General features: G+C 68.3%; 9 protein-coding genes and 1 tRNA gene. 3 read left to right on the top strand and 7 right to left on the bottom strand.

What is annotated here, in order from left to right; all coding sequences use genetic code 11:
- Positions 1–76 precede the first annotated feature (76 nt).
- Positions 77–1747 carry a B12-binding domain-containing radical SAM protein gene (locus KA383_03665; protein ID MBP7745204.1) on the bottom strand — a complete coding sequence of 557 codons (1671 nt, stop codon included), beginning with the start codon at positions 1745–1747 and terminating at the stop codon, positions 77–79.
- A 220-nt stretch (positions 1748–1967) separates the two neighbouring features.
- Here KA383_03665 and KA383_03660 point away from each other — a divergent pair, with 220 nt between their 5' ends.
- The 3 genes from KA383_03660 to KA383_03650 all read left to right on the top strand — a co-directional run bounded on the left by KA383_03660 (position 1968) and on the right by KA383_03650 (position 6674).
- Positions 1968–3815 (top strand): insulinase family protein, encoded by a 1848-nt coding sequence (locus tag KA383_03660; GenBank protein ID MBP7745203.1) that lies wholly within the window; start codon positions 1968–1970, stop codon positions 3813–3815.
- A 78-nt stretch (positions 3816–3893) separates the two neighbouring features.
- Complete coding sequence (gene serS, locus KA383_03655) at positions 3894–5180, top strand: serine--tRNA ligase (protein ID MBP7745202.1); 1287 nt, start codon at positions 3894–3896, stop codon at positions 5178–5180.
- 135 nt (positions 5181–5315) lie between these two features.
- Entirely contained in the window at positions 5316–6674 is a 1359-nt protein-coding gene (locus KA383_03650) for a LemA family protein (protein ID MBP7745201.1), read from the top strand.
- Between the two features lie 92 nt (positions 6675–6766).
- On the opposite strand, the gene KA383_03645 is transcribed toward KA383_03650, so the two are convergent.
- The 6 genes from KA383_03645 to KA383_03620 all read right to left on the bottom strand — a co-directional run bounded on the left by KA383_03645 (position 6767) and on the right by KA383_03620 (position 13504).
- Positions 6767–6840, bottom strand: a tRNA-Arg gene (locus KA383_03645).
- Between the two features lie 43 nt (positions 6841–6883).
- On the bottom strand, positions 6884–8125 hold the full coding sequence (locus KA383_03640) for a glycosyltransferase family 2 protein (GenBank protein ID MBP7745200.1): 1242 nt from the start codon (positions 8123–8125) through the stop codon (positions 6884–6886).
- Positions 8107–9750: an adenylyltransferase/cytidyltransferase family protein gene (locus KA383_03635; GenBank protein ID MBP7745199.1), complete on the bottom strand. Its 1644-nt coding sequence runs from the start codon at positions 9748–9750 to the stop codon at positions 8107–8109. Before KA383_03635 ends, KA383_03640 begins: the two co-directional genes overlap by 19 nt.
- A gap of 205 nt (positions 9751–9955) precedes the next feature.
- Positions 9956–12193: a glycosyltransferase family 1 protein gene (locus KA383_03630; protein ID MBP7745198.1), complete on the bottom strand. Its 2238-nt coding sequence runs from the start codon at positions 12191–12193 to the stop codon at positions 9956–9958.
- A gap of 126 nt (positions 12194–12319) precedes the next feature.
- Positions 12320–13264: a hypothetical protein gene (locus KA383_03625; GenBank protein ID MBP7745197.1), complete on the bottom strand. Its 945-nt coding sequence runs from the start codon at positions 13262–13264 to the stop codon at positions 12320–12322.
- A 54-nt stretch (positions 13265–13318) separates the two neighbouring features.
- The gene (locus KA383_03620; GenBank protein ID MBP7745196.1) at positions 13319–13504 is read right to left on the bottom strand and encodes a hypothetical protein; all 186 of its coding nucleotides are present in this window, start codon (positions 13502–13504) and stop codon (positions 13319–13321) included.

Here is a 13504-nt window from a genome sequence, read left to right as displayed (position 1 = left end):
CAAAATCGGCACCGCTCTTTACATCGGCCGATTCCGCGGCACAGCCCCCTGAGTCGTCGCGGCGACCCGTGCGCGGTTACGGCGCCGCGGCGCCGAGTTCCGTTCCTAGTGGACCTGACTGCCTGAGGCCGCTTGGGATTGGCGCTGCGGAGGCCCGCCGACGTAGTGCAGCGACATTCGGCCTCGGTACACGCCACGCCCCGCTCGCCATGATCTGGACACGCCGTGGCCAGCGCACGTACCGCAGCGGCTTGATGAACGGCTGGTACAGGAAATTCCGCACCAGCTTGCGCGCCACCTGGTAACCGATGAACACAGCCGGACAGAACCAGTCATGATCCAGCACCGCGCGCACCGGCCGGCTCACCACCACGTCGATGACCCGGCGACAGAGCCACCGCGGCATCCCGATATTCCGCAGGTTCAGCACGACGCGGAGCCAGATTCCCAGGTAGTCGTGACCCGCGAACTGCAGTGCACCGCTGCCCATGCGGTCGTACGCGAACCCGTGGCGCGCCCCGATCAGGCCGTCGCGCCGGGCCCGCTCATAGAGCGGCGTGCTCGGATAGAACATCAGCGGAAACACCCGCAACACGGCCCGGCCGCGATGATACGACGCGATGAAGCGCATCGTCTCAATCACGTTCTGCTCGGGCTCATAGGGGTTGCTGACGATGTAGTGGTACTCCGTGCGGATGCGGTGGCGCGCCAGCGTGTCGACGGCCTGGGCGATGCGCTGCGGGGACGTGGGGCGCTGGTAGATGTTCTGCAGCGTGTCGGCGCTCGCGCTTTCGACGCCCATGCTGACGAGCTCGATGGGCAGCCGAGCCAGCGCGGCGATCTTAGCCTCGGTCACCGTATTGGGGAACACGTCAAGCTGCAGCGGCAGGCCGATTTCGGCCGTGTACTGCGCCGCAAACGACGTGATCTCGGCCGCGGAACGGACCAGGAACAGGTCGTCCACGAAGTTGATGGCGCGGATCATCGGAAAACACCGGCGCGCCAGCCGGATTTCCGCCAGCACGTTCTCGAGCGAGCGCGTCCGCACCCAGCGGCCGCAGCCTTCGTGAATGCGGCGCAGCGCCGCGTTGTTGCAGAACGCACAGTGATACGGGCAGCCCCGCGCTGTCAGGACCCGTAGTGTCTGCAGCGCACCGCGCAGATTGGCGGGGGTCGCTGGCACCAGGCCCTGCCGCTCGCCCACCCAGTGTGTGTCCAGTTCGTAATCGGGGAAGGGTAGGTCATCGAGCCGGGTCTCCAACGGCCCCAGCGCATTACGAATCGCCTGTGCATTGCCAAACGCACCGCCGGCGCGGAACCACCAGCCCGCGACGCCAGTCGGATCGCGGCCGGCCTCAAACCGCTCGGCGAGCTGGAGCGCCGCTTCCTCGCCCTCGCCCACGCAAACCGCGTCGGCGATTTCCAGGCATTCCTCCGGCGCCACCGTCGGGTGCGTGCCGCCCCAGACGATCGGCGCGCGCAATCCCGCGTTGCGGAGGTGCTCGGTCAGGAACTGCGCGCGGCGAAACGTGTTCGTCATCAGGCTCAGGCCGATCAGTGCGCATGGGCGCAGGCGTTCGACCAGATCGGCCAGCGCCGCCGCCGAGAAATCGGGCGCCGTCGTGTCCCGGTGGGAACTCATGAAGCAGACGGAGACATCGTGTCCCATCGTTTTGAGGTAGGACGAGACGTAGCGCAAGCCGAGCGCAAATGGATGCGTATAGGTCGAAATCAATCCGATCCGCATGTGGCCCTCCTGCGGCGGCAACGCGCCCCACGGATCCACATGGTGCGACCGACCCGTACCCCGTAACTACGGGGCCGCGCCCGATCGCAGACCCTGGTCCTAGGTTACTGCCGGCAGCGGTGGCTGCAAGCAAAACTCGGGAGAATTGACGAACGACGCGCTGGCCGTCGACGGGCACGCGCACGACAATGCCGTCGATGCGACAAGCCGGAGTAGCTCCATGCCCGCCACCCTGCTGACCATCCTGCTAGCGTTCAGCCAGACCGGGCCGACACCGGAGATCGACCGGTTGTCGAATGGCCTGCAGGTGATCGTCCTTCGAGACCGCGCGGCACCCGCGGTTAGCGTCCAGCTCTGGTATCGCGTCGGTACTGCCGATACACCCCCGCGACAGGGTGACCTTTGCGACCGGGTGCGAATGGTCCTGCAGCGGCGGCTGGACCGCAGCGCGTCACTACCGTTCGACGGGGCTACGTTGCCCGACGCGTGCTACTTCGCCGCGCTCGTACCGGCTGAGAAGGTCGGTGACACACTCCGCAGCCTGACCGCCGTGGTCGCTGCAACTCCGATCGTTGCGGCCGAGATCACGGCCACCCCGTCACCAGGCACGCTGGTATCCGTGGACCCGCGTCTGGTCGCGCCGCTCCTTGGCGAACACGCTTATGCACGCATGTGGGACACCGCCAACCCGTCCGCCGACGCGGCCAACAACTTCCTGCGGGGCTGGTTCGTCCCAGAGAATGGCTGCCTGATGGTCATTGGCGACGTGCAGCCGCCGACAATACACGACACGGCGCGGCGATTCTTCGGCGACGTGCCCTGGGCTGAAGCCCGCCAGCGACCTCCGTCGCCGGCGCCGACCGAAGAGCGCATCGAGCTGCCCGTCGATTCGGCCACGCCCAGCGGGCTGGATATCGCGTGGCTGACCCCGCCGGCGAGCGACGACGAGAACCTCGTCCTCGACGTGCTGATGCAGCGCCTGTGCAACCCGGTCGATGGTCCCCTGTGCCAACGCCTGACGGACCTCGGCTGCTGGCCGCCGCGCTGGCACCGTGCCACGTGGCGTGATGCGGGGGTCCTGCAGCTCTCCGTGGATCACCGACCGGATTTCGCCGTCGCACCCGATGATGTCATTCGGGCAGTCTTCGCCGAGCTGGAACGGGCCGAGCAGGTGCTCGCGGCCGAGATCGAGCTCAACCGGGCGCGGGCGCTGGCGGTGCGCGAGGCCCAACTGGGCCGACTCGACTTCGCCGCGCGGGCGTTGGAGCTGGGACGCTGTGAGATGATCGGCGGGGACATGCTCCTCGCCGCCTGGAAGATCCCGCGTCTACTGCACGTCAACGTCGGCGACCTCCAGCAGGCCGCGACCCTACTCCGCACGACTCGCACAGTGGTTGCGCCGCGCAACGGAGCGGGAGCAACCAGCCAGCCCAGCACACGACCCGCCGCCGTGGCCGCCACGTTCCCCATCAGCACCCCCACCCGGAGACTCACCGACTCCGTTACACTCACAATCAATTCACGTCCGGGTGTGGAGCTGATCGAAGTGCATACCGTCCCGCACGCCAATACGGAACCTATCCGCGCGCTGGATGCGTTGATGGCCGTAGGCACGACGGCGTATTCGGTCGATCAGATTCGCGACTACCTCACGTATCACGGATTGGACCTCTATCCCCGGCCGGCGGGCATGCCGCCGGGCCTGGTCTCGCGGGGTCCGGCGTCGCACCTGGCGCAGATGATCGAATGGCACGCGGCGCTGCTCCGTCATCCTAATGCCACGCCCGCCGCCTGCTCTGCCGCCGCCGCGCACGGTCGCGGCCTGCAACGCCGACTGGCGCACCAAGACGGCGAAGACTTATACGCCCCCGCGGGCTTCATCGGCTGGCGGGCCGGCCACGCCCCGTTGACCGACGCCGAGGAGATCCGCACCGCCCTCGCGTCACTTGCCACGGTGGACTCCGTGGCGATCACCATCATCGGCGACGTGGACGCGGACGAGGCGTGCACCGCCGTCCGCGAAGCCTGGTCGGATCCGCGACCGCCTGCGTCCCGACCCTCGCCGTGAACCGTACCCCGCATATAATGCCAACTCGCCCGCGGGCGTGAGCCCCGGTGCATTCACGGCTGCACGAGAAAAGGCGCCATGATCGACATCAAGCTGATCCGCGATGACCCCGAGCTGGTGAAGAAGGCCGCCCGCGACAAGAACATGACCGTCGATATCGACCGCATCCTCGAGGTTGATCGCCGCCGCCGGGCCCTCGAAACCGAGTGGAACGACCTGCGCTACCAGCAGAACCAGACGGGCGAGCGCATCGCAAAGGCGCCCAAGGAGGAAAAGGCCGCCCTGAGCAAGGCCATGGGCCAGCTCAAGAATCGCCTGAAGGAGATCGACGCCGAGCGCGAGAAGATCGACGCCGACCTGCGCGAGCTCATGTTGCTCGTGCCGCAAATTCCCGATCCGGCTGCACCGATCGGCCGCGACGCCTCGGGCAACATCGAAATCCGCCGCGTCGGAAAACCCAAGCTGCCGGCCGATTTGGGCTTCGAGCCGAAGGACCACCTCGAACTGGGCCTTGCGCTGGGGATCATCGACGTGGATCGCGGCGTGAAGATCGCCGGCAGCCGCAACTACGTTCTCCGCGGCCTCGGCGCGCAATTGCACGAGGCCGTGCTGCGTCTTGCATGGGACCTGATGCTCGAACGCGGGTTCCTGCCGCTGACCGTCCCGGTGCTCGTTGACGACAAGCTGATGTACGGCACCGGCTTCTTCCCGCTGCATCGCGACGAGGTCTACCTTTGCGAACGCGACGGGCAGAGCCTGGTCGGCACGGCGGAGGTACCGGTCACCGGCTATCACTCCGACGAGATTCTCGACGAGGCCGAGTTGCCGAAGCTGTACTTCGCGCGCAGCACGTGTTTTCGCCGTGAGGCCGGCGCCGCCGGCAAGGACACGCGCGGCCTGTACCGCATCCACTTCTTCGACAAGATCGAGCAGGTCGTCGTATGCAAGGCGGAGGCTGCCGAGTCAGAGAAGTGGCACAACGCAATCGTCGCGAACAGCGAGGCGATGCTGCAGCGACTGGAGCTCCCCTACCGGGTCATGGAAGTCTGCACCGGCGACATGGGCCAGGGCAAGGTGCGCATGTACGACATTGAGACGTGGATGCCGAGCCGCGCCGACTACGGCGAGACGCACAGTGCGAGCCGCTTCCATGATTTCCAGGCCCGCCGGCTGAATCTGCGGTACCGGCGCAGCGACACCGGCAAGCCGGATTTCTGCCACACGCTCAACAACACGGTGATCGCCAGCCCGCGCATCCTGATTCCGCTGCTGGAGCTGAATCAGAACGCGGATGGCAGCGTAACGATCCCCACGGCGCTGCGCAAGTACATGAACGGCGTGGAGCGCATCACGCCGGCACAATAGTGGACCGCCTCATTGAGGGTGACTTGGCAGATGGGTGGCACGGGCAGCTTGCCCGTTTCGCCGACGGGCGGGACGCCCATGCCACCCAGGTTGGTGTGATTTTGAACTAGCCGTCGGCTCTGACGAGGGGCACCGGTGCCCATCGAGGCTGTCATTCTGGCCATCGGCCTCCTGCTGGCCGCGCTGTGTCTATGGGGCGGCTTCCGGGCCGCACGCAAACGCCGGCTGATCGCCGACCTGCCAACCAGCCGCACCTCCGGTGTCTTCATCGGGCTGGTGGAACTCAAGGGCACGGTGGAGTCCGAGCAGCCGCTGGTCAGTTTCCTCGCTGAGGCGCCGTGCGTGTGGTACACCTGGAGCATCGAGGAGCATTGGTCGCGGACCGTCACCGAGCAGTACACCGATAGCCAGGGCAAACGACAGACGCGCACGCGTCACGAAAGCGGCTGGAAGCGCGTCGCCGACGGCCACGAGCAGAGTCTCTTCTACCTGCGCGACGATGACGGGGTAATCCGAATCAACCCCGCGGGGGCGAAGGTCGAGCCGCTGGAAGTTTTCAATGCGACCTGCGGCCGAGGCGATCCGCTGTACTACGGCAAGGGCCCCTCTGCGGCGGTTTCTGATTCGGACCACCGACGGCGCTTCGTCGAGCAGGCGCTGCCGCTGCATGCGCCCCTTTACGTGGTCGGTCGCGCCCGCGAGCGCAGTGACATCGTCGCGCCGGAAATCGCGCAGGCTGCACGCACGCCGCTGTACCTGATCTCGACGCGCAGCGAAGCCAAGGTCGCCGGTGGCCTCGCCTGGCAGTTCTGGCTGCTGGGGATCCTCGGGCTCATTCCGGCGGCCGGTGGCTGGCTGCTGGCCGGGCGCGCCGCTCACGGCGTGCCGGCCGGGCCTGTAGCGCTGGGCCTCGCCGTCGGCGGCGGCTATGTGGGCCTGTGGCTGCTGAGCTGGCTGTGGATGGCGTACAACAGTCTCGTCGGCCTGCGGCAGCGCGTGCGCCAGGCGTGGTCCAATGTCGACATTCAACTCAAGCGGCGCAACGACCTGATTCCGAATCTCGTGCGTGTCGTCGAGGGCCTGCGCGACTACGAGCGTACCGTGCAGACCGAACTCGCCGCCCTGCGCAGCCAGCTCGCCGCAACGGCCCCCGGCCAACCCGGTCCCGACCCTGCCGGCTGCGCGGTCCGACTGCGCACGATTGTCGAGTGCTATCCCGAATTGAATGGCGATGAAGCATTCCTCAGCCTGCAACGCAGCGTCGTCGAGACGGAGCAGCGTATTTCCTTGGCGCGCGGCTACTTCAACGAGGTCGCAACGTTCTACAACACGCGACTGCAGACCGTGCCCGACCGCTGCGTAGCCGCCCTCGCCGGTCTGCGTCCCCAGCCCCTGATCGCGGCCAGCGACTTCGAACGCGCCGTGCCGGCCGTCAATCTGGCGCCGGTCATGACGGCGCAGCGCGAATCCGACACCACGGGCGACACCCACTGAGGGTCCAGGAACGCGCATTTGCGGCCACTCGTGACCTGCGACGCCGTGCTCGCGTTGACACGTAACTGGCGGCTGCTTGGTGTGTTATCCCACGCGCCCGGTGCGATTCGAACGCACGACCTACGGATTAGAAGTCCGTTGCTCTATCCAGCTGAGCTACGGGCGCTCCTTCTGCGTGTTTACAATGCTCAGGATAACCCCCCGCCGTGTCAATCACTGAGGCTGCAAATGGCCCCCACCGGCTCCGCGTCGGGAACCGACACGCTGACTTGCCGGCTCAGTGCTGCCGGTGCCGGGAACCAGTTGTAGACCGGCACGGGGACCCGGCTGCGTTCGAGCTCCGCCACCCGCCGGGCCGCGTGAACGTACGATGTGTTGCTCACGACCCACGCATCCGCGCGCAGCGCCCGCGCCTCCGCCACTGTCACCACCGGCACGCCGCGGTACGGCGGCACCACTCCGCCACGCGCGTGTCCGTCGTCCGCGAGTGCCGCCACCGCGATGCCCGCCGCCCGCGCCCCGCGGTGGAACGCGTAGACGTTCTTCCCGTAATCCGCCAGCACTACCCGCCGCACACCCACCGCCCGCAACGCCCCCATCCGCGCCGCCACGTACTCCCACGCAAACACCTGCTCCAACTCCGCCGCCCTCAGCCGCCAGCGCCGATACAGCGGCCGCTCCACCAACCCGCGCCACCACCCCACGCACCGGCCCCGCCGCAGCGCCCGCGTGTGCCCCTGCGCCGCCGCCAGCCGCGCATAGCGATCCAGCCAGTCCGCCCGATAGATGCGCACATAACTCGCCGGCAGATACCGACCGATGACGCGCAGATTGTTTGCGACGTCGTAGTACGTGGTGCGCTCCGCGCGGCGCGCGTGCGGCGTCTTCAAGTGGTCGACCGCCAGATCTCCGCACACTTCGACCTTCCAGCCCGCGCGCAGCAGGCGGAAGCTCAGATCGTACTCTTCCGCCTGCATGAAGAACGATGCATCCAGCCCCCCTACCGCTTGCAACGCCGTCGCCCGCAGGCCCACGCCGCAGCCGACAAACACGTGCGGCAGCGCGCTGCATTCCTGCGAGCCGTCCTGCAAATGCACCGTGAAGCCGGCGGCGCCGAGTCGCGGGTCGGCGTCAAAATGCCGCAGCATCCGCTCCACGCTCCCCGGCCGCGGATACGAATCATCGTCCAGAAACAGGATGAGCGCCCCGCGGGCCCGCTGCACGCCGTAGGCCTTGGCACACGACCCGGCGTTGTGCCTCAGGCGCACGAACTCGACGTTCGAGCGGCCCGCCACCACGCCCCCCACGTTCTCCGTCGACGCATTGTCGACGACGATGATCTCATGCGCGCCGCATTCCGGCGCGAGTGCCCGCAGACGGTCCAGCGTGTGCGCCAGGACGGCCGCCCGGTTGTGAGTCGCCAGGACAATGCTCAGTCGCGGGGCACGCATACGGGAGGTTCCTCAACCGGCGTGTGCGGCCGCCGGTCGGGCACGCAATGTCCGCCGACCTGCAACTCCGGACGCCGTTCCAATAGCGCCAGCAAGGCCGCGGCGTTCGGTGGGTTGCCCCCACTGTAGCTGACCGCCAGCGATTCCGCCGCAGCGGCGATATACGTCGCGAGCGACAGCGTGCCGCCGCCGGCCAGCACCAGGGCCGCCGCGGCCAGGACGGCCTCTTCCGCACCCAGCAGATCAACGGCGTGGCGCGCGAACGTCGGCACGAACTCGCTGCGCAGGCGCTCGCGCCACGCACTTGACTCGCCGGCAGCGTGGCCCGTTCGATCGCCGCCCGCGTCAAAACCCAGCACGCCGCGCTTCCGCAGCGACACCAGCGCGGTCTGTCCATGCGTCAGATTGAGCAGGTTGGAGACAACGGCCGGCAGCCCGGACGCCATGTCGTGCAGCGCCTCGCGGACCTGCCGCTCCGTCGCGGTCAGCAGGTGCGCCCCCGTCAGCCCGAGCAACTGCCCGCGCTGCCCCGCCGCGTAGCCGGCCACGAACAGGCGGCCCTGGCAGGCCGCGATCATCCCGGTCGCCAGCAGTCCGGGGCTGACCATGCCGAACCCGTGGTCGCACCACAGGAGTACATCCGCCCCCGTCAGGCACTCGCCGAGCACGGCCGCCGCGCGCTTTTCCGCGGCGCTGTCCAGCGGCGCACTCGATCCGTCCGTGAGCTTGAAGAGCTTGGCATCATCGGCAATGAACGTCGTGCGCTCGATAAGCCCAGGCCGCTCCGGCAGCAGTCGACAGGTGACGCCGAAATCGCCGAGCTCTTCGGACACGCGCGGCCTGGCGACATCCCGCCCGACGGCCGCGATCAGGGTCGGCACGGCACCCAGCGCCCGCAGTTGCAACGCGACCGCCGCCGCCCCGCCCCAGTACGCCGCCCCGCCCAGCCGCTGTGCCGCCAGCACCGGCGCGTCGTCCGCCGCGCCGGCGTCACAGAACACGTACTGCTCGCGCAACAGGTCGCCGATCACGACCACGCGCAGCCCCGCGCAGCGCGCGATGGCGCGGCGGACCACATCCACCGTGATCCCTGCCCGCTGGCAGAGGGTCTGGAGGCGCTGCTCGTCCAGTTGCTGGTCGTCGCGCATGCTTTCGAGCAGGCGCGTCGAACTGAAGACCACTTCGCCGCTGTGAAACGCCACGCGCCCGCCGTAGCCTTCCACGATCTGGCGTTCGCGTTGGAAGCGCGGATCGGTGGCCTGGGCGTATTCGCGGCCCTTGACGTAGATGTCCGGGCGGAGGCGCGCCAGCAGGTCGCACGCCGTCGCATGCGGGTCAATCACCACCCAGTCCACGAACTCCAGCGCGGCCACGTTCTCCGCCCGCAACTCTTCCGGGATGTACGGACGGTCGGGTCCTTTCGCGATCTTCGCATCGCCGGTCAGGGACACCACCAGGATGTCGCCGAGTTCACGCGCGAATTGGAGATAGCGGATGTGGCCTGGGTGCACGATGTCGAAGCACCCGTGGCAGTGCACCACCGTGCGGCCGGCAGCACGCGGCGCGCGCAGGGCGCTCAGCAGCGCCTCCAGCGTCACGACCTTGCGTTGTACAGGCTGATGCACGCGTTCAGTCCGCAGTTGGGGTTAGCGCCTGCCCGTGTCTATCGACCCAAGCACAACCTGGGACGCAGCGCCGCCCCACCTGGGTCGCGGCCGTCCGATAAGGCCGCCGGGCACGCGTCGCGCACCCCGTGCGCGACGCGGCCGGCACCGGCGAATGACGACGGAAGTTGCGCGTCAGCGCGCCGGCACCGACGGCACGCTCCCGCTAGCCCTGCGTCACAACCGCCGGCGAGCGCCGCGGGGGCGCATCCGCGCCGGCCGACGCCCGGTTCGCCTCGGCCCGGCGCTGGATCACCGCGCGATGCGCCTCCAGTATCCGCCGCATCACCGACTCGTAGGTATAGTCGCGCTGCACGACCGCGTGCAGGTCGGCCCAGACGCTCTGCCGCGCGTCGGCGTCGGCGAGATAGCGCTCGGCGATGATCTCAAACTCGGCGGGCGTACGAAAAACCACGCGCTCCAACCCGGCGAAGATCGCCGCTGTCTTCTCCGCGTGCTTACCCGCCGCGCGCTGCGTGACAAAGGTCTCGATCGGCAACTGCGCAAAGTCCTCGGGGCAGTACCGCGCCAGCGGCAGCGTTCCGCTCGCCAGCGCTTCCAGCGCCCGCTGGTGCAGAAAGCCGGACGGCATCAATTGCAGCGCCAGCTTCGACGCGCGGTATACACGACGTAACGGTTCACCGTGTTCGATCACGCCCGCCGCAAACGGCGCCAAGGTTGGATGCTGTGCCCAGCCGCGGCCATAGATGCGGAAGACTCGCCCCGTCCGTTGGGCCCAGGCCGCGACCCACTCCAGTGTCTGCTGCCGGCGCCCGACGTCGTAGAGTCGGTTGGCGAAGTCCGTCAGGCTGACGTTGCCGATCGCGGCGAGCGTACGCACGATGTCTTCCGTCGTGGCCTGGGGGTCGATCGGTTCGGCGCCGGACAACCAGCGCTGCACGCGCCCGTAGACTTGATCCAGCGCCTTGTGCAGTACGGGGTTCCAGCGTTGCCGCGCCTGCCGGTAGAGTGCCTCGATCGGCTCGCCGCCATGGCCAACGTAACAGACGTCCGCCGCGTAGCGCGCCGCGGTCTCCGGGTCCAGCGGGCCGTCGTGGAAGACGTCGGGCGACACGGGGATGCGCACCGGCAGGAAGCGGTCCGGGGGGTAACCGAATTCGCGCGTGCAGCGCTGCCAGTAGTACCCGCAGACCAGGTCGTGTGGTCCGACGGATGCGCCGGCCTGCCGCGTCATCAAGTCGGTCAGCGCATCCTGAATCCACAGCACGAATGGCATGCTCAGGGGCAGATCCGGTGCCTCGCAGCGCGCGTGATCCAGCGCGAGCACGAAGAGCGGGTCCAGCTCGAGCACGGCGCGGTAAAGGTCATGGGCCCGCAACAACTCGTGATCGCAGTCTTCGATGAGGACGTGCGTGGTGTAGCCTAGCGCGCGCAGGGCCGCAAGGGCGTCACGCGTCGAGTATTGCAGCATGGTCGTGAAGCGCGACGTGACGGCCAGAACCGGCCCGGGTGGCTTGAACCGTTCCAGCCAATAGGCCGCGTCGCGCCCCGCGTAGCGCGCCGCCAGCGCGTCCGTGACACGGCGGCGCTCGGTCCGGTTGTGTCCGGCCGTTTGTTCCGCGGCGGCGCGCAGCTCCGCAGCCGGCTGCGGCCCGGCACACAGATTGATCAGGTGGGCCGGCAGCGCCAGGCGCGGGTGAGTACGCCAGTATGCAGCGCACCGCGCGATCGCGTCCGGGCCGACGAAGATCAGCAGCCGCTCGGCCGTGAGGCTGGCGCTACTGTCCTCCGCGTGCAGCCAGGCGGCGAAGCACGCCGGATCGGGTTCGACGAGGTAGACCGGAGCGCTGTGCCACAGCACGACGCGGTGCGTGTATTCGCAGACGCGGGCGACGAGCCGCGCGGCCCGCGCCCCCACGATCGCCGCCGCCCCCACCTTGCCGTCCGGCGGCGCGCAGGTCTCCGCCGCCACCTCGGGCATGGTCAGGTCCGCCACCCATTCGCGCAGCCGCCCCGGGGCGCGGCGCGAGACGTAGTATGCCCCCTGCAACGTACGATGCAGGTTCAGGCCGGACACCAGCGCCCGCAGTTGGCCCTCGCGCTCCCGCCACTCCGGCCGGGCCCCTGCCAGAGCCGTGAAGTTCTTCTGAAACGTCTCCTCGCACGCCGTCCAGGGCACGCGGCCATCGGGCAGTGCCGCACAGGAGGCACGCAGGGCGGCCAGCTCGGCTGCGCTGACGCCCAGGTCCCGCCGCACCTGCAGCAATTCCAGCGCGGGCCCACCCAGGCCGGCCTCCGCCAGCGCCCGCAGGGTCAGACGCGTCAGCTCGGGCGCCACCGATACACACGCCAACACGCTGTGTGCGGCGGCGATGAAGTCGAAGCGCGCGCCGTCACGGAACAGCTCGCGGAGGCGCGGCATGAGCTCGTCGAGCGTCGGCATTTCGCTGTGTTTATCGGGACGCAGCGCCGCGCGAGTTGAGGAAAGCGGCGACCGACCGCGCCGCTTGCGCTCGGTCAAAATGCTGCCGGTGGCTGGCCGTCGCGTGGCCGCGCGGCGCACCGCGGATCAGAAACGCACCTTGAAGATCGGCTTGAACAGCAGCGCGAAAAGCATGGAGATGATGAAGAAGTACAGGATCCACCAGTTCGCGCCGCAGATGTACGACGCCACGCCGGGATACGCGATTTCAATTTCCTTGAGCGGCGCTTCCGCGGGCAGCCGTGGCTCGATGGGGTGGAATATCTGAGCCGTCCACCGTGGTTCCGAGCGCGACGCGCTGACGCGCTGAAATGCGTCGCCGACGACGAATTCCTTGTCGTAGGTCTGTCCGCCAATCGTGAGGCGCAGCGTATGCCGGCCCGTGGTCGCCGCCCGCACGCGCCAGACCAGCGCGCCACCCCCCGGGATCGGCCCGGCCTCGACGACCAGCGCCGGATTTTCGGCGAGCGCGACGCCGGCCAGGTCCACCGGCGCGTCCCTGAGTCGCACGGTGATGTTTGCCTGCTCGCCCACCCGCAGCGGCCGCCACTGGTAGCGGACCCCCATCTGCGCCAGCACCAGCAACATCGGCAGCAGCATGATCAGTAGCGGCCGGAGCATGTGCCACTGCAAGCGCAACAGGGCGGCGAGCACCCGGCCCTGCGCGCGCACCGCAACACGCACTTCGTCCTTGTACAGCTTCAGCGCCAGCAGATTCGCCGTGATGTCGTCGCGCGCCCGCCCGATCGCCGCCTGGTTGGACGTGTATCGGAAGCCGATCAGCATCAGCACGCCCATGACCGCGGAAATCACCGTCAGCCCCAGCCAGACCGGCAGCGGCGCGAGCACCATGTACACGCCGTCACCGATCGCCGTGCAGATCGGATTCAGCACCGCCAGTACCCGGGACAGCACCGGGTTCAGCACCGCGTCCACTACCTCCCACACCGCGGCCCCCCCGGTCGCCAGCGCATGCCACAGCCATTGCGCCGCATTGCCGATGCTGATCAGCAGCCAGTTGATAACGCTCATCCGACGCGTTTCCTGGTGGTCAGGACCGCGCTGCCCGCCGCCCGGTGCGCCGGACTACTCGATATACCCCAGCCCGCGCAGCCGCTCGAGCACTTTCTGCTCGTCGTCGCCGGCCTCGAGCTGCCCGAGCTCCTTCTCGATGATGTGCGTGATGAACTCCTCCGGCGAGCCGTAGCCGGCAACCTGCGCCACCTTCTTCACCCGGTCGTAGAGGTTGTCATCGAGTTTGATCTTCGGCAC

Source organism: Phycisphaerae bacterium, from assembly GCA_017999985.1.
GTDB lineage: Bacteria > Planctomycetota > Phycisphaerae > UBA1845 > Fen-1342 > JAGNKU01.
The sequence above is the reverse complement of the archived record's forward strand: the minus strand, read 5'-3'. Positions and strand labels throughout refer to the sequence as shown.